The 17,899-nt window shown below is 48.0% G+C and carries 16 protein-coding genes; 5 read left to right on the top strand and 11 right to left on the bottom strand.

The genetic code is table 11. The features are described from left to right. Positions 1-58: 58 nt before the first annotated feature. The gene (locus DDY07_RS23650) at positions 59-409 is read left to right on the top strand and encodes a hypothetical protein (RefSeq protein WP_171697903.1); all 351 of its coding nucleotides are present in this window, start codon (positions 59-61) and stop codon (positions 407-409) included. Between the two features lie 250 nt (positions 410-659). Here the strand turns inward: DDY07_RS23650 and DDY07_RS24530 are convergent, their stop codons facing one another. From DDY07_RS24530 to dcm, 3 genes are read right to left on the bottom strand one after another with little or no spacing between them, the layout of a single operon-like run. Continuing rightward, positions 660-1,892 (bottom strand): type II restriction endonuclease, encoded by a 1,233-nt coding sequence (locus DDY07_RS24530; RefSeq protein WP_171697902.1) that lies wholly within the window; start codon positions 1,890-1,892, stop codon positions 660-662. Next, a complete protein-coding gene (locus DDY07_RS23640) occupies positions 1,889-2,335 on the bottom strand; it encodes a DNA mismatch endonuclease Vsr (RefSeq protein WP_171697901.1) in 447 nt (148 codons plus the stop codon). Before DDY07_RS23640 ends, DDY07_RS24530 begins: the two co-directional genes overlap by 4 nt. Before the next feature lie 4 nt (positions 2,336-2,339). Then, a complete protein-coding gene (gene dcm / locus DDY07_RS23635; RefSeq protein ID WP_216614941.1) occupies positions 2,340-3,626 on the bottom strand; it encodes a DNA (cytosine-5-)-methyltransferase in 1,287 nt (428 codons plus the stop codon). An 84-nt stretch (positions 3,627-3,710) separates the two neighbouring features. On the opposite strand from dcm, the gene DDY07_RS23630 reads away from it, so the two are divergent. The 4 genes from DDY07_RS23630 to DDY07_RS23615 are packed head-to-tail and all read left to right on the top strand — an operon-like array spanning position 3,711 to position 8,574. Continuing rightward, positions 3,711-5,633, top strand: coding sequence for a DEAD/DEAH box helicase (locus tag DDY07_RS23630; protein ID WP_171697900.1), 1,923 nt, complete (start codon positions 3,711-3,713; stop codon positions 5,631-5,633). Continuing rightward, entirely contained in the window at positions 5,630-6,055 is a 426-nt protein-coding gene (locus tag DDY07_RS23625) for an EcoRII N-terminal effector-binding domain-containing protein (RefSeq protein WP_171697899.1), read from the top strand. Before DDY07_RS23630 ends, DDY07_RS23625 begins: the two co-directional genes overlap by 4 nt. A gap of 13 nt (positions 6,056-6,068) precedes the next feature. Next, the gene (locus DDY07_RS23620) at positions 6,069-7,682 is read left to right on the top strand and encodes an ATP-binding protein (RefSeq protein WP_171697898.1); all 1,614 of its coding nucleotides are present in this window, start codon (positions 6,069-6,071) and stop codon (positions 7,680-7,682) included. Positions 7,683-7,707: 25 nt separating this feature from the next. Beyond that, entirely contained in the window at positions 7,708-8,574 is an 867-nt protein-coding gene (locus DDY07_RS23615) for an HNH endonuclease (RefSeq protein WP_216614940.1), read from the top strand. 7 nt (positions 8,575-8,581) lie between these two features. Here DDY07_RS23615 and DDY07_RS23610 read toward each other — a convergent pair whose 3' ends face one another. The 8 genes from DDY07_RS23610 to DDY07_RS23575 all read right to left on the bottom strand — a co-directional run bounded on the left by DDY07_RS23610 (position 8,582) and on the right by DDY07_RS23575 (position 17,789). Further along, positions 8,582-9,142 carry an OmpA family protein gene (locus DDY07_RS23610; RefSeq protein WP_253734777.1) on the bottom strand — a complete coding sequence of 187 codons (561 nt, stop codon included), beginning with the start codon at positions 9,140-9,142 and terminating at the stop codon, positions 8,582-8,584. Between the two features lie 107 nt (positions 9,143-9,249). Continuing rightward, positions 9,250-11,103 (bottom strand): LPD7 domain-containing protein, encoded by a 1,854-nt coding sequence (locus DDY07_RS23605; protein ID WP_171697897.1) that lies wholly within the window; start codon positions 11,101-11,103, stop codon positions 9,250-9,252. Positions 11,104-11,208: 105 nt separating this feature from the next. Next, a complete protein-coding gene (locus tag DDY07_RS23600) occupies positions 11,209-13,596 on the bottom strand; it encodes a type IV secretory system conjugative DNA transfer family protein (protein WP_171697896.1) in 2,388 nt (795 codons plus the stop codon). Between the two features lie 270 nt (positions 13,597-13,866). Continuing rightward, positions 13,867-14,952: a P-type DNA transfer ATPase VirB11 gene (virB11, locus tag DDY07_RS23595; protein WP_171697895.1), complete on the bottom strand. Its 1,086-nt coding sequence runs from the start codon at positions 14,950-14,952 to the stop codon at positions 13,867-13,869. Further along, entirely contained in the window at positions 14,933-16,072 is a 1,140-nt protein-coding gene (gene virB10 / locus DDY07_RS23590; protein ID WP_171697894.1) for a type IV secretion system protein VirB10, read from the bottom strand. Before virB10 ends, virB11 begins: the two co-directional genes overlap by 20 nt. Further along, on the bottom strand, positions 16,065-16,946 hold the full coding sequence (gene virB9 / locus DDY07_RS23585; RefSeq protein ID WP_216614939.1) for a P-type conjugative transfer protein VirB9: 882 nt from the start codon (positions 16,944-16,946) through the stop codon (positions 16,065-16,067). The genes virB10 and virB9 overlap by 8 nt, the downstream gene beginning before the upstream one ends. After that, positions 16,943-17,626, bottom strand: coding sequence for a virB8 family protein (locus tag DDY07_RS23580; RefSeq protein ID WP_171697893.1), 684 nt, complete (start codon positions 17,624-17,626; stop codon positions 16,943-16,945). Before DDY07_RS23580 ends, virB9 begins: the two co-directional genes overlap by 4 nt. After that, entirely contained in the window at positions 17,613-17,789 is a 177-nt protein-coding gene (locus tag DDY07_RS23575; RefSeq protein ID WP_171697892.1) for a type IV secretion system protein VirB7, read from the bottom strand. The genes DDY07_RS23580 and DDY07_RS23575 overlap by 14 nt, the downstream gene beginning before the upstream one ends. Between the last annotated feature and the right edge of the window lie 110 nt (positions 17,790-17,899).

The raw sequence follows: 17,899 nt of genomic DNA, 5'->3' as shown, positions 1-17,899 counted from the left end.
TCTGAGGGGCGGCTTAATCCGCCCCTCATTATTCATTGAAGATTTACAGGGGTTTTTTATGGAAACAGTACCTATTTATGACGTGGGCGGATCGTTGCCGATTTCGCTTGAAGCCTTTCGAAACCGGCCGTGCGCCTTGCCTTTCAATCACGCCGCATACGTGCCGCCTACGCCTGAAGAAGTGAATCGATTGATTAAGCTAGCCGGTTGGTCGCAAAGTGTCACAGCGAAGCTTGTGGGCGTTAATTACGTGCCTAAAAAAGGGTCATCGACGATTAGAAAATGGCAGGCTAGTGTTGAGAAAGATGATTATCGAGAAATACCGTATTCAGCATGGCGGTTGATGTTACTTTATGCCGGTGTTGTATCCATTGATGATGGATTGGTGGCGTTGAATGTACATAGCTGAAGATCAGGCGCGGACCGTGACCAGCGCTGGGTAGTTGCTGTCGCCAGATGTTCGGTGCTGTATTTATCAACAGTTTTTGTGGATAACTCTGTTAAAAAATAGGGCATCTTTACTATAGGTAATTGAAATTAATACGAATTCATTAAAATGGCTAAATAATTACCATTATGTTACTTTTACTGCAATTACGTATTTAGCGGCATACCATCATTCCACAACGCAAAGGCACGCTCAACAAATCATAAACCGACTAAACGACCTGACGCTCATGTGCTAGCCGTGTGAATGCATCCACATCCATTAGCCAGGTTTGCTGTGCAGGCGTATAGGTCGAATGGAGCCCTCGTGGCAAAACAAGTTGTAGTTGTTTCGCTGCCATTTCATCTGTCTGATGCGTGGATATTGCTGTTTCCAACGTCAGCAGGTGCTTATTTTCGATCCGATCAGCCTCACTGAGCACTTGCCGCCACCGGTCTTTGCAGGTAGATTTTACGCCAAGCATGGTTAGCATCAATGAATCATAAGTCGGATTATGATATTCCTCCACTCCAGGGAACAAAAAATCTGGCTTGGACTTGTTTTCTGTAATAGCGGCACGAGTGAAGCGCAAACCATTTTCTATAAACAATAATTCAAGATGATTTTCCAACGCAAGGCCGACACGGCTCTTGCGGCGGTTCTGTACCGACAAGGAAAATGACAGGAAGCCGTCCACATCGGCACCTGTACTTGCCTCATCAGCAAACCCTTCTGAGAGGCGATCCGCAATGAGGTAGCGTTCAAGTGTACGGAACAGAATTTCCTCACGCTCCATCCATGCCATTAGCACCATATCTGGATTTTCCCGTGGATCAAGGTCTTTGAGGGTCGAACGCGCATAGGCTGAGAAATCGCGAGTAGTCGGAAAGCAGCCAGTAAAACGAGTCAGCATGTCATCGAGAAAGGTATCTTCCGATGTTTCAACCGCAATACCGATATTTTCCAGAATAAATCTCGACGCGAATTCGATACGATCCTGTTCAGTTTCAAGCTCGGATTTGACTGAAAAACCGGGATGGGCCAAATCGCCAAAACCAAACAGCCATTCAATCTGCCGCGCAATGCTCGATCCATTTTCGGCGATAATGATCAGTAGGCCAGCGTCACGCCTTTTAGCAATAACAAGCAAATCGCCTTCGCTGGCATTTAACGAGACATTCGTGGTTGGAAAATAGAGATGGTATTCCGGCGCACGTGGCTTGCCCTTACGGCAATTGTAGAGAGTGAGGAAAGCATCCTCGACAATAGGATCAGGATCATCATCGGTGAGGTAAAGAAAACGCGCGGGCATTCTAGTCTTTTCTTCAGGACTGCCAAGAAATGCCTGAACTTTTTTGGTGGCATGGTATTCGTGCTGGTTTGAGCGTGTTTCATCGGCCTCAACCGCACTCAATCGTTTTGCGGCAACACCCTCAAAATACTCGGATAAATACCCAGGCTTCACCCAACAACCTCAAGCAATTGGGCATTATTACGAAGCCATTCTGACAATCTCTGCGCAACACTATCAATGTTTTTGCCTGCGCCACGTAAAGCACACTCCCAAACTATGCCAACCCTCCATCCGGCAACAAGTAAAGCTTCCCTTGCCTTGTGATCGTTTGTACGGTTTCGTCCGATTTTCTCTCGCCAAAAGTCTGGACGAGTACCAGGCCATTTGAACAAAGGACACTCGTGCCCATGCCAGAAACATCCATGTACAAATATCACGGCATGGTAACGCGTCAGCACAATATCAGGTTTGCCCGGCAAATTGTTAACATGAAGACGGAACCGGAACCCATTCCGGTGTAACAGACTGCGGATTAGAATTTCCGGTTTGGTATTCTTTGCCCGGATACCAGACATCATACGGCTCCGTGTTGAGGCGTCTACTATGTCAGTCACTGGATCAAGCAAATAGTGGTTGCTGAGCAATGCCAGTACATTCCTGTTCGATCAACGCCTGAACGCGCGGAGCCATGATACGGGCAACTTCCTTCATCACTGGCATGATGACACTATTGCCGAACTGGCGGTAAGCCTGTGTATCACTTACAGGTATTTGGAATGTATCCGGAAAACCCATTAATCGAGCACATTCACGAGGTGTCAGGCGACGCGGCCGCTTGTTTTTACCTTGCCATACCAGTATTTCCGAACCGTCCTTATAATATCTGGCCGACAGGGTACGTGTTACGCTATCTGGATATGCCATCCCAAAGCCAAAGCCATTGCCGGCGGCCCGATGCTTTTCCGCGTAGGATTGCAGGTAAGTCCACAAATTTGGCGTCAAGGTGTATTTGGATAGCACTGCTTGTTTGCCGTGATCGAAAAAACGGTCCCCATCCCACGGTAATACGGGTTCAGTGCCATCCGTCTTGTGTAATATTGAAGAGAGTCGCGGACTTTCTTCCGGCAGTTGCAAGTCATTCCATGAAAAATCAGTTTTCTCGCGGAAACCGACGATGATTATCCGCTCACGATGTTGGGGGGTAAAGTGCTGCCCATCAATGACCTTGTAGTGAACATCGTATTTTAATTCATCCCGTAAGGTTTGCAGGATCACGTCAAATGTATTGCCTTTATCGTGTGAAAGCAGGTTCTTTACGTTTTCCAGCAAGAATGCCTTTGGCCGTTTAGTTGCAATAATACGGGCAACATCGAAAAACAGCGTTCCTTGGGTAGTACATTCGAATCCATGTGGACGACCAAGGGAATTCTTTTTACTCACACCAGCGATACTGAAAGGCTGACAAGGAAACCCTCCGAGCAATACGTCATGATCAGGAACTTCTTCAGCAGGGTACGGAACTATGTCGCCGACAAAAGGATGGTGATCGCCGTAGTTTTCAATATAGGTTTTCTTTGAGAAGTCATTCCATTCACTGGTGAATACACATTTTCCTCCGTGGGCTTCAAAGCCCATACGGATACCCCCTATACCAGCGAAAAGATCAATAAAGCGAAAGCGATGGTCGCCGCTTACATGAGAAGGGGATTGCAGCAAATCACGCAAGGCCGGTTCCAGCATGGTTGGGCAAGGCGTTTCTCCCTTTTCCCAGCGTCGCACAGTCTTGGAGTCCTTACCTACATACTCGGCAATTTCGCGCTGGGTATATCGGTTGCGGGCCTGCTTCAAGAGTTCGAGCGGGGGAGTCTGAGTCATAATATCGTCGCTGGGTATTTTTGCGGACATTATGACCTAATTAAGTCCCTTTTTCTAGGTATTTTTAGAATTTCAAGCGATAATAACGAAGAATATAGTTTATAAAACTGGACGATGACTATAAATCATGTAAATAACGCTATTGAGCGCTGCCCGACGACCTGGAAAATAGCGGATGATCATCTGGAATATGTCCAGGAAGATGGTATTCCGATAAAACCAACGGCAGAGGAAATCTGGGATTCCCTTTATGGCAATGGCAGTAGGTTTTCATGTACCCCGGATGTGGTTTTATCGGAATACACATTTTCGAGATTTCCGGCTGAACCCGGATTATTGCTAACCGGAAAATCACCAGATACTATTCGGCTCGATCTGATTGGTAAAATCGGTAGTGAATATGCAATTATAGGTCCAAACACTGACCAACTGTTTATCGGTAAAACATGGTACCCCCTTGCCTTATCTGATTATGAAGACGTATTCACCCTACTGAGGAAACAAAACATTTTACTTGGTCAACCAATCACGGTTGGTCAGCTGATCTGGCTCAAGACCCATGTAAACATAGGTATCGAGCTGATTGATAACCTTGAAAGTGGCACTCCCGCCGAAATTCAAGCACCACCAACCCTCAATGCTAATCAATGGGGGCTTAACGCTGAACTCTATGGTTATCAGAAGGACGGTGTCCACTTCCTTTGCCTGATTGCCAATCAAGGCCTTGGTTGCATCCTTGGTGATGAGATGGGCCTTGGAAAAACAGTCCAAGTCATTGCGCTGATGTTGGCAGAGCATTCGGCGGGGCGATTACCGTCATTGGTGGTTGCCCCTGCAACATTACTTGAAAACTGGCGACGGGAACTCACCCAGTTTGCTCCATCGCTTTCAATAAGCATACATGCGGGTCCTAATCGTGCGGGTATTATTTCCAGACTGGCAGGATTTGATGTTGTAGTCACATCCTATGATATTGCTGTCAGGGATGAGCCAATGCTCTCGTCAATTCGCTGGAATCTTTTGGCGCTTGATGAGGCTCAAAACATCAAGAACCCTGATGCCCAGAGAACCATTGCGGTTAAGAGATTACCCAGAAGGGTATCCTTGGCAGTGACAGGTACTCCAGTTGAAAATAAGCTTACAGACCTATGGTCTCTATCTGACTTTTCCCTTCCGGGGTTATTAGGGGAGCGTGGTGATTTTGAAAGTCTTTTCGAAAACACTGCTTCAGATGCATCCCAGCTAGCCCCACTGGTTGCACCGATACTGCTTCGGCGACGGGTCAAAGAGGTAGCAAAAGACCTTCCAGAAAGAATAGACATACCACAACCAATAGGAATGTCGAAATCTATGGCCGAACTGTATGAACAGGTGCGGCTCTCGGCCATAAACGAATATGGAAAATCAGCAGCACTTGTCGCCTTGCAACGACTAAGAATGTTTTGCTCTCATCCTAGACTGGCTGGCTATGACTCGCCTGATCCGGCAGTTCATATGCCAAAATATCAGCGCCTCATTGAGTTGCTTGAGGAAATCTTTTCCCAGAATGAAAAATGCCTGATTTTCACAAGTTATAATGGAATGACGGATATTTTTCTTCAAGATTTGCCAATGCGCTTCAAGGAACAGTATTTCAATTTTATTGACGGAAGGGTTGCGGTTGCAAACCGCCAAATAATAGTTGATGACTTTAGCGCCTCGTCATGCGGTGGAGTACTTATTTTAAACCCTAGGGCCGCAGGTGTTGGCTTGAATATTACATCAGCAAATCATGTAATTCATTACAACCCAGAATGGAATCCTGCATTGGAAGACCAAGCTTCCGCAAGGGCATATCGTAGAAAACAGCAAAGGCCCGTTACTATCCATCAGCTTTATTTTGTGGATAGTGTTGAAGAGGTTATTGTTGAGCGTCTTGGTCTCAAACGCAGTTTGGCAGAACACGCTGCAACCGGTCACCAGGGCGATGCGACCGCGAATGATGTCATGCGAGCGCTTACCGTTTCCCCCTTATCAGGTATTGTAGGACTTGAATGACATATATTGCGCAAATAACAAAGGTACTTAGTGCGAACGATATTGGAGAAACCGGCGCTCACCAAGCCGGAATTCTCGTTCCAAAGGAAAGGGAAATACTGTCGTTCTTTCCTCATCTTAATCCAAAAGAAAAAAATCCTCGTGTTACATTGGTTTTTCGGGAAACAGATGGCATAACCCGTTGGGATTTTAATTTCATCTATTACAATAATCGGTTTTTCGGTGGTACCAGAAATGAATACCGATTAACCTGCATGACCAAGTATTTAAAAGCCCGTAATGCAAGAGCTGGAGATATTGTTTCCTTATTCAAAGATATGGAAGGACGACTTACTATAGAATTAAATCGAACCGGTCTTCCGCCCGCGACACAAGATGATGTTCTGATCCTTTCCGGGGGATGGAAAGTGATCAAAATTTAGATGAGTATATTTAATGATAAATAATAATTTAGATTCCTCATATCTTGAGGTACCGCCTGACCCCGAACGAATAATAGAAGGGTTGCGCGACACCGGTTATGAATTCAATACATCGATGGCTGATGTTATTGATAACTCCATCGCCGCCAAGGCAAACAATATCGAAGTCGCTATAACTATGGACTTTCGTGGGAATATATTCGTTTCCGTGACAGACGATGGTTGTGGCATGGATAAGGATGGATTGATCAATGCGATGCGTTATGGTTCGAGACGGCGCACGGATCAATCCAGTCTTGGAAAATTTGGACTTGGGCTTAAGACTGCTTCAACAGCCTTCTGTCGTCGTCTTTCTGCAATTAGCCGGGGACAAGCCGGAGGCGAAGTACTCAAGGCAACATGGGATCTCGATCATATTGCATCAGTGGAGCGCTGGGCACTTCAACTAGGGGAAGCAACGGGAAATGAAACCGAACTGCTTGACAGTATAGCCAAAGGAAAGACTGGTACAGTAATTCTCTGGGAAAAAGTAGATCGGCTGCTTAAAGCATATGCTACACCTGATGGAAAGGCGGCAAGGAAAGCACTCAAGCGATACGAAGATGATCTTCGGTTTCACATATCGATGGTCTATCAGCGATTTCTTGACAAGAACGACAGGCGTGCATCTGATGTGAATATTCGCATCAACGGAGAGCCAGTTCTTCCGTGGGACCCATATTGTGTATCAGAAACCAAAGCCCCAATAGCCGAAAAGGTTATGAAAGTTGAAATAGGGGAAGATGATCATGCAGAGTTTAAAGTCCGAGCTTTTATCCTTCCCAGAAAAGACGAGTTTTCTGACCAGCAAGTCGCTAAGGACGCACGGCTTACAAACAACATGCAGGGGCTGTATGTGTATAGGGAGAACCGGCTAATTCATGGCCCTGATTGGCTCGAAATGTACATTAAGGAACCGCATACATCTCTATGCCGAATTGAACTATCGTTCGATTATAAGCTTGATGACGCTTTCCAGGTAGATATAAAAAAATCCAGAATTTTGCTGGATGATTCTCTTTATGACTGGATGCAAAAGTTCCTCCAAGGACCACGACGCGAAGGCCAGGAGCGTTATCGTAAAGGCATTGCGGCAACTGTAACAGGAACTGCCGCATTGATCCACGCGGTATCAAATAATGCTATACACTCCCAGGCCGACAACCTCAAAACCGCTGAAGTTACAGAAGTTGACGGTTCGACAGGTAATGTAACGATTACAAACAAGAATGGCATTACAAAGCTAAAAATCAAACTGGTAGAACAGAAAAATAGCGGGGAATGTCATGTACAACCAGTAGACAGTCTGCAAGATGGTGTATTGTGGGAACCGGCATTTATTGATGGCAACCAAGCGGTACGTATTAACACAGGACATCCCTACTACCATAAAGTCTATATCCCAAACCAAAAGTCCGGCGTGATTGTTCAAGGCTTGGATTCTCTCATTTGGGGACTCTGTGCGGCCGAACTCGGTAATGTCAGCGAAAGTAACAAACGAAATTTTGAAGAAATGCGTTATGAGGTATCCCGTATCCTTCGGCGTTTGGTAGAAGATTTACCTGAACCCCCTGAAGCTGATGCATAATGAGAAGGTTGTATAGAAATTGGCCTTGAACGAAATTAAACTTGCCGAGACACTTTCCGCCAGATTTCGCTTGGACCTAACCGGATGTTCAGTCTCTACTAAAGATAATCTGAGCTGTGGTGTACGCGCTACAGATATACCGTCACCCAACGGCTTCATGATTCTGGTTACGCCCGGCTGGAAAAGCATAGAAGCAGATTTTGTACCTGATACCTATGCCGGTGAACTTGTCAGGGCAATGGGAGAATCATTGCCGCATGCTAGGCAAACTTTCTGCTCTTTGGCTGAGGCGTTCAACACAATGGGTAACCGCATTGTGTTACGCATTAATGGTTCTGTCATATCGACATTATCGGATTTGCCTCCAGCCCCTTGGAGTAAATTCCAGCTGAATGTCCGGAAGCTTACAGACGTTACGAATGGGGATGAGGCCACGTTACAGGTATGCACGGAAGAAATAGCAACGGCGTGTCTTGCCTTAGTGTTGACACTACTGCCATTAGAAGAAGACGATACTGTTGCCATACCCCTGTATGAGAGCGGCTTACCCGAAGGCGCTTGTACAAAAGTAACTGTAAACAGGTACGAGAGAAGTCCCGTAAATAGAGCTGCATGTATTGCGGCTCATGGGTCGGCCTGCTATATCTGTGGCTTTGATTTTGGTGTCTTCTACGGATCGCTCGGACAGGGGTATATAGAGGTACACCATCGCATACCCGTTTCAAAAATGGGGGGCAACTATATTGTTGACCCTGTTCGTGACCTTGTACCTCTGTGTGCCAATTGCCATGCCACTGTACATCGCACTGACCCACCTTTAGAACCAGATGCATTGGCTGCAATCATTGCAAAAATAACCGGATCAAGCCCATCTGGATCGGTCACCTGCTAGTCTCGAATTAATTGAAAACATCAATATCAACGCGGCGATTTTGAGCGCGGCCGGCCGCTGAATTGTTGTCGGCTACATAATCGCCAGCTGATAAATAATTTATCGAAATAATCAAAGGCGATATTCCGTTATTCACTAAGTATCGTTGTGCCGACAGTGCGCGGTTCAGTGCGACTTGTTCATCAGCGGCGCTCGCGTGTTGGCCGTCTGTTCTGCCTCGCACTACGATACGTTTAGCGTTGGTCAATAATGGAAGAAGCGCCCCGGTTTGGTCTGTTGTTGGGTTAAACTTCGTACCGTTGAATGGAAATTGCACACTGACCGTTTGCGACGTGATTAGCGATGTCTGCACTGGCGCTGGATGGATTGCCACGGGCGGTATTATGTTTTGTTCACGTAATTGTAGTAGTTCCTGTGTTTGGGCCAATTGAGCGCGAAGCGCTAATAGTTCGGTTGTCTCTCGGCTGTTTATTGGATGTCTGTCGGTACCGTCAACAACTGGCGGTACCGGCAACGATGAGCACGCGGCCATGAAGACTGCGCTAGATATAACTACCATTTTTTGCATGTTGTTGAACTCCATTCTACTAAATATTAGTGTGCCAATATTGTATGTATTGGTAACTATTGCGCAATATTTTCGCGCTGAAACTGTCTTGCAAGACAGTTTCAGCGTTACCGGGTGCGTTCTGTTCTTTGGATTTGAGGGCTTATCTGTTCCGGTTGCTTTGGCTGTTTCGCTGCATTTTTGTCGTACATCGGTACTTCGGGGACTTTGCCGAGCTGCTTACGTTCTACAAGCCGAGCGCCTACAGCCGCTTTTAAGATTTGTTGATTAGCAGGGTCTTTGATTTTTGAGTCAATCAGGGTCGCGGCAACTGCCTCAACCACCTTAGCTTTATCCGAAATTTGTACTTCCCAGGTATTACGATTTGTCTCGATTGGTTTTTTCCCGATGACTTTACCTGCATCGTCACGATCTAAAGCTTCAACAATCACGCGTTCCTTACCCTTGAATTCGAGTTTTACCTCGTCGCCGGACTTCGCTTTTGAATCAGACATTGCGCGATTGAGATCCACTCCCCAGACGGTTTTTTCGCCAGCTTTGGTGTCAAGCTTCACAAAATAACTTTGTTTTTCTTCAGGGTCGTGATTGTATTTAGCCGGGCCATGCTCAAGCACACGACCGCTAAATACGCGAGAATCCGCCTCCACGGCCTTTTTCGTCTCAACCTGTGGCGCTGGCTTGTCCGTTGTCTTTTCTGCCGGTTCTTGACGTTCTGTGGCGGCATTACGACCGCGCCCCGTTGTATCCTGTTCAACGACGTTTTTCATGGTATGTTCGCGGCGACCCTCAAGCGCTTTTATATCCTGCTCCGATGGTTTAAAACCACGGACTTCAAGGCCGCGCAAACTGGCTTCCATCCAAACCTCGCGCTGAAAATCGGGGTGGCCTGATACTTTGATTGTTTTCCAGCCCTTGGCGTCTGCCATTGTCGCCATTGCTTTAGCCACTCGTTCATCGTTTGATGCAGACACCATCTTTTCGCCTTTATCCTTAAAGGCGATTTGTCCGGGCTGATCTTTAAAGTGGAATTTGGCACCGGACACGCGAAATTGATGGTGTAATTGTTCCATCAGTTCGATTTGACGATTTTTCTCCCGTTCGGTGAATTGTTGGCCTTGCCTGTCGGCGGTATTACTTGTGCGTTCGGCAACGTCATTGGCTGTATCTTGCTCGGTTGCTTTTTCCGACAGGTTTTCGACATAGATACGCTTTCCTTCGGCAAGCGTACCAAGACGATTTTGTTCGCCCGCTAACTGGTCGCGGTCACGCTGACGATTTTGAGCGGCACGCGCAACAACATCAGCACCGTCAATGAACAACTCCTTTGCAATCACCGGTTCTACAATGTTTTTTTCGTTGGCCGTTTCCCGCGAGGCGCTTATGGCGTCCAGTTCTGCGACTCGCGCCGCAATAGGTGATATTTGGGATGGATTCCGTAAATAGCCGGAATACGCTACTTCCAGGCCTGTTTTGTAATTAGGGAATTCGCGGGTGTTATCGGCAATTACTACTGCCGCAAGCTCCTGTATTTTTGGGTCTTGAATACGCAGAAAAGCGCTGGCATCCGCCAAGGCTAATTTTCTGTCGATGTTATGGTCTACATCTTGTCCAGCTTGCGCCCTCAGTTGAGCGCGACTAGATATTTCACCAATGCTATCTTGATCGATACCGGACTGTACTTCGGCAAGAGTTTTGCCGTCGTCACGCTTCCATTCGCCATCAATCTTACTGATTTGCGATACCCCTCTGTCGGCGGTATAACCTTGAAATCGTGTAAAGCCGAGTTCATCGGCCTTGGCAACCATTTCGTTCGCTGTGCTAATGAGATATTTTGCATCATTAAACGGGTCTTGCACTCCGTATCGATGTTGGGCTTTTGATAAGTCGTTTTGGATTCGTTCGACTAATTCTTTTCCGCTTGCGCTGTTAGGTTCTGCTGGTTGAGTAGTGTGGTCTGTCATGTTGAGGCTCCTTGTCGATAAAAATATGCGGCTCTCGATAAAGCCGCTCTTGGGCGTCGCCCGTATTGATAGACGCCCTTTCGGGCATTAATCAAAGTCAATGCCTTATAATTCGCGGTCTTCTTTTGATGCGACAGGCTTTTCAAGCACACTTAGATCAAGTATTGGTGCATCGTCTAACCAGTCTGGATATTCTGGAGAATCGTCTTCGCCGGCCATCGCTGCCAGCATTTCCGCTTCATTCATCCCTTCATCGGCGTGATAAATTTCGTCCATCATGTCCACAAGTTCTTCGGCTGAAGGTTCCACTAGCTCTATTACATTTTGATCGTAAGTTGGGCTTTCTAATGTTTCCGGATTTGCTTGAGCATCTAACGCCGCAAGTTCGTCTTCGCTGGGGCGCTCACTGGAGCCGTCTTCGTCATATTCATTCACGGCATCGAGGGCGTTAAAGAAGTCATCTACAAACGCTTCGATTTCTTCGGGCTGCAAATCAGGTCCGTTTGGAACCGGAATATTCGATGCGTCGATGGCGAGCTTGCTAAGATCAATGCCCTTAGAAATGTCTGCCGGCGTCATTGGCCGACTGCGTTCTTGCACGATGGCGTCGTGCAAATCCAAATCGATCAACGGGATGTTGCTTGCCAGTTCTCCCCGTCCCCAGGTTGCTTCTAACAGCTCCTTGGATGGCTTTGCCTTGATGGTGATACCTTTCTTGCGAAACCAGTTGCGAATAGGGGTGTTGTCTAACGCCGCAAGCGTCGGCGATACCGATTTGAGGCGGTCAATGAATACGTGATCCGCGTAATAGGCGATCTTTTCGCATTGAATGGGCTTTGTATTTTCAAGGTTAATGATTTGCTTCCGTAGACTCATTTCCTTGAGTTCTTGCGGGAGCATCAAGGCCCGTTTTTGATCCGATTCGGATTCACTGTGGCCGCCTTCGTTTCGGCCGCCGCGTTGCCGGCTCAACCCTTTTGCCTTGAACGTGTAGTAGCCCAGCATTTCCGAATACTCGTTTGCGTCGCTTTGTTTTCGCGGCGTATAAAGGATTTGCAAGGCATGATTCGTTATCAACGTCCCCGCCCCTTCGCGGCCATACCCCTTACGGGGTTCGGCCTCAATCTGAGACGGCGACTGAATGATGGTTAGCATTCGCATACCATACCCGGCCATGTAGGAATTGGATTTGTCGATAATGCCGATCCGGCCAGGCGCGGCGAATTCGTCCATCAACATTAGGCATTGATATTTAAGCTCCGGCTTCGAATACAGCAGGTCATCGGTGTTGAGATTCACTAGCTGAGAGAAAAACAGATTGAGCAACAATTCGGCTTCGGCGAGCTTGTTAGCAGGAATGCCTAGATAGATGGACATGCGCCTTTTGCGCACGTCTCGTAGATCGAAGTCGTTGGCGCTGGTGGCGGCATCGACTATCGGGCTAACCCAGATTGTCAGCGGGGCGTTGAACGTTGTGAGAATGCTCGATAACGTGTTATCCGACGTGCAGGTGAAACGATTTAAGGCGTCCACGCATTCCATTGACAGAGGCGGCAGGCCTTTACCATCCCAATGAAGAATTGGAACCAGATTTTTTGTAATTACGCCGTCTTCGTCCACTTCCTCAACTTCCTTGTAGTTTCGGGAAATGATTAAGTTTTGTAGATAGGTCTTAATTGGTTGGCCTTTACCCGATGATTGCCGAAGCAGTTCACCAAAAGTGCGCGGCAGGTGCGGCGTTTCGCATAGGTACAAGGTCAAGCCAAGGAACAGGTTTCGGGCGGTATCATCAAAAAACGAATCTCTACTAGCTCCAGGATATAGCGCGTAACCAATTGCCAGGATTTCCGTTACTCGAAGCCTTGGATTATTGCTAATGTAGCCCAGCGGGTTATAGCGGTGCGTTCTTCCGTCTGCCGCGAACGGATTGAACAAGTAAACTTCTTGCCCGTGGCGGGCGCGAAACTTAGAGGTAATCAGGAAGTTTTCCAGCTTCACATCCAGCGCAACCACCGACTCCGGAAAATTCAACAAATTCGGTACGACGATGCCGACGCCTTTACCTGAGCGCGTCGGTGCCGCCAGTAGAACGAACTGCATACCAGGAAAGAGTAAAAACCGATCTTTCCACTTGCCTACAATGATTCCGACGTTACCTAACAGTCCGGCTTTCTCTATCTCGCTTGTGTTCGCAAAGCGGGCTTCGCCGTGCAACGTGCGAACTTCGCGCATTAAATCGCTAATCACAAAGAGGGGCACGCCATAACCGATAACGGCCGCAATGATTCCGGATACCTTGAGTCGTTTAAAGATAACCGGATCATCCTGATAGTATTGCCAGTATGTCCACCAAGTGGATAATTCGGTTTTATCGAAAGGGTTTGTCTTGCTAAGCACAAAAAATACGAAGCCGGCCAGCCACGCAATGGCTATTGTCGCGGCGGCGAATACCACGATTCCGATTAACCATTTAACCCATTTAGGCATTTCCATAGTTCAATCCTTATTTAGCTGCTTGGTGACGCTGGCCGCGACCAGGTAGCCTTAAATTGTCGCCAAAGGCGATCTTATAAGTAGTGGTGACAATCGGTTGTTCTTCGAACGCCTTTCTTGTCGCCAGTTGGGGATGTTTTGGTGACAGCGAGCGGCGCCGGCGGGCGCGTGTTTGTCTCCATTGGTAATCATCGGGCAACCCGCCCGGCTATTGGTGACAATACCGCGCGATCGATGCCGGCCTCTGGTCGCCAAATAACGAAAAACAGGCTATGCGCTGGCATCGTGCCTATCTTCCGTTGGTGCGGGCGCTCGTTTTAGCGTCGGCTCATACCATACTTCGGTTATGTGTCGGCCGGCGGCGCTCTCAATATCGTTGTGAACGTGGATCACCACATCGACTACCAAATACAGTAAGCGGCGAATAACAGGGTAGGGGAGTGTGCGGCCTTGACGGTTTTGCAGAATCATCAACGCCAAACGCTCGAATGCCAGTTGCGGCGATCCAGCATGTAAGCTGGTAATGCTGCCGCCGTGGCCGGATGCGGCCACGTTGATAAAATCGAATGTTTCGCCGCCGCGCAATTCTGCAAGCAGAATGCGAGTCGGCTTCATCCGTAAACAGCTTTTTAACAAGGCCGCAGCCGTTACCAGGGCGTTTTCTTCTTCCTTGGCTTCGCTGGGATAGAACAGGTGGACGTGATTCGGGTGTGATGGCAAGAACAATTCCGGCACGTCTTCTATCGTAATGATGCGCTGGTTTGATGGTATTTCTTGCATCAAGGCCTTCATGAACGTTGTTTTGCCCGATCCGGTTTCACCGGCTACGACAATGACTTTTTCAAGTTGGACGGCGCGACGTAGGAATTGGATGTAATCATGGCTTTCCTTGAGCCGTAGCAGTTCTTTTTCGTCCTCGTTAAGTTCGCTGGCCACTGGCCGAATGTGGTTGAAAAAGCCTTGCTTTTCGTAGTCGGCCAACGTTCGAACATTAAATGACGGCTTACGGATCGTGACCGAGATCGTGCCATGTTCACATGCCGGCGGCAGCACAATTTGCACACGTTCACCGCCGGGCAGAATGGCCGATAGAATCGGCCTTGTGTCTGACACGTCATTATTGGCAAACTTGGCCGTTGCGGTCGCTAGAGACATCAAGTGTTCGAACGTGAGTTCGGGCACTTCGTGCTTTTCCCATACGTTTAGTCGTTCGCACCAAACTTCAGAGGGCCGGTTGACCACAACTTCGGTAATTTCATTGTCGGCCATCCATTCGCGTGCAAATTCCAAATGGTAATTGACCGATGTTGCCCGGTTCACTTCACCGGCAATATAATCATTGAGCTGCTGAGACATCGTACACGCTCGAAAAATTAAGGTCGCGGGCGACATAAATGCCGACTTGTTCACCCTGATTTTTGTACAGAGTTGGGGGAATATTGATGGTGTTTCGCAAGGCTTCTGTTGCTACGTTTTGTGCGCTGGCCGAGCCGCCGCCTCCATTAAAATTCTGCTGAAGGCCCGCTTGACTACTTAGATTCCCGACATAGCTTGATAGGCCTTGTGCCGCACTGTTAATCAATGTCAGTAGCAACGCCCCACCGAACCGATCCCAAAAATGATTATCGACATAGCCAGGTAAGCCAGCGCCGCCGAGTTGGTCGGTACCCGGCGAATCGAGCGCTATCACGATGCCGTTCGGGGTTTTTATGCGATTCCATAGCACGAAAATTCGAGCCATTCCGTGCTTCATGTTTGACTGATATTCGCCGGTAACTTCAGAACCGCGTTCGAGCAACAACACTTTGCCGTTATCGCTATAAATATTGCGCGTAATCACGCACGCGGTCATACCCGGTACGGTTGAGTCCAATCGGGTTTGCAATGCACAATCGATAAAACTACCTTTTGCCAGGATGAAGTTGCGGTTCCCCAGCGTGCCGGCCGAACTAGGCGGTGTACGTGTCGAGGTCAATAGTGCCGTCATTTCGCCAGGCGCTTCGCGTTGCAATGATGGCGATGCGTGCCCGCTTAGTGTGGCGGCGTCTTGATTTTTCGCCCCCCCGACCATCATTGTTGAACCTGATTTGTCTAACACTTGTTGTGGCTTGCTGTCTGCCGTTTGAGCGCGTCCGGATTTGTCGAATACTATTGGTGGCTTATTTTCCGCTATAGGGATTACTGTCGGAACCGGCGTAACCTGTGCCGGCGGCTTCGCCGGAAGATCGGTAAAGGTACGCGAGGGAACCGCGCTTGTGATTTGCAATTCCTTTTGTGCGGCATTTTGTGCGTTGCGATCTTGGTTAATCTGATATTTCCAATATCCCAGGCTTCCGGCCAGGACGATGAATAGAGCGATGAAAAAGACAATCACGCCGCGTGTCGCGGTTGATGGCCCCCGCTCATTGACGCTAGGCATTCCACGCTCACCTTCGAGCGCATGTAGCTCAGCTTCTTGTTGATTAACTTCATTCATGATTCGTCTCCTCTCCTGAAATAATGACGCGCTTCACACCCGGAACCGTTGTGCCGTCATTCGCCGGCACGCCGTCTATGTCGTAACTATCGTTATAAATACCAACGACCGAATTCCCGAGCCTAAGAACAAGTTCAGACGCGACGCGCTGAATGACCATTACATCTTTGTCTACATGCGTGTTTACCAGGCTTTCGGTTTTATCGGCGGCCACTAGAAACACGGCCGGGAAATCCCTGTTGTTTGGAAATTTGAGGTAGGTAAACCGGCCGTCGTCATAGGCTAGAGTTGGAGCGATACCTTCAGAATCCGGCCCGACTTGCATGGAATAATTCCAGTTTCGAGGGGCCGTTTTGGCATCCAGCTTTACCTTAGCCGCTTGCGCTTCTAATGCCTTTTTCGCTTTTTCGGCTTCATCCTCCGGATAGCGGAATTCGACGCGGTAAGAAATCCGCTGGTTGGTGGCTGGAGCGCCACTATTCGAACCGGGAAGTAGCTGCAAATCGAAGTCGTATAGACGCAGGTTCGTTTTCACGAGCAGATTGGTATTCCATTTCCCGGCCTCTGGTGGCATAGACGGCTGACCGTTTTCGCCTTTGATGGATTGCGGCTTGATGTATAAAACGTTTTCGCGTTCTTGAAAATTCCAGCCTTGCGTAAACCCGGATGCTATATCCAGAACGTTTTCACCAGGGCTAAAAACTACTCGGGTACTGATGCCCGGTACTGTTCGGACGACAACTACATCACCGGCATTGTAATCAACATGCTGAATACGGTTGTCGAACTTCGAACTTTGCGGCATGTCCACCGCGATAGTGGCCGTGCTATGCAATGCCAGCGCAATTGCAAAAAGTGACAGGGCGCGAATCATTGTTTACCTCCAATCATTTCAGGATCGACGCGATAGCTCAGCACTTGGAAGCCAAACGGATTGACTAAGCGTTGACTTTCTTTAATGACGGATGGATTACGATATTCAAAAGCAATGGTTGCAAGCCAAGACGTGGAAGTCCCAGGCCCCTCTTCATCAACCCGCTTTGTCGTTTTTATAAACCGAACAGTGCCGGTTTCTGCGCCAGATGGCACAACACTGATAACTTTCACTGTTGCGCGAATGTTTTCCCCATAGCGTTTATCGAGCGCGTCTTTTCCATCGAACAATTCAGCATAAGCTTTGCCGACATTAGACGACGACAGCAGGCCTACCTTGTCATAGTCTTGCTGTAATGTGTGCCAGTCGTAGGTTTCGCGGGCAAGGACGTATTGAGCAAGCCAATACTTATCCATCACTTCGTCGCCCGTCACTTTTTTATCGTCCATTGCGGTTACGATGTCAGGCACGCCGGTTGCGTTGTCCACGCGGATAACATACGGCACGCTCTCCTTTAAGGGCATCATAATTACAATGGCGAGCCACGATAAAACGGTCATGATTCCTGCCAATATGGCGACACTCCAAGCGCGGCGTTCTGATTTCTCCCGAGCAAGGGTTTTAGAGGCCTCCCAATCCATTGCGTCGTTGTGCAAATCTTTAGGATTACTTCCTGACATGATTACTCTCCTGCTGGTTATTGGTTGCTTCTGGAGCGGTCATTGTTGGCACCTGTTTGTTGATTGGTACTCGCTGTGTACCGTCTAACGTGGGCAGTGTTCCTGTTTGCCCAGCGCAACCGGTGACAGCCGCAGTTAAAAATATGACGATTGCGAGCTTCATGTTTATTATCCGTGTTTGGTTATTGGCGGGTACCATTATACACCAATTTGGAAACCAAAATATAGTAATTTGGTAAATAAAAGACAAAATAAACCGCTCTTTCCCAGTAG

This window comes from Methylomonas sp. ZR1, assembly GCF_013141865.1.
GTDB lineage: Bacteria > Pseudomonadota > Gammaproteobacteria > Methylococcales > Methylomonadaceae > Methylomonas.
The sequence above is the reverse complement of the archived record's forward strand: the minus strand, read 5'-3'. Positions and strand labels throughout refer to the sequence as shown.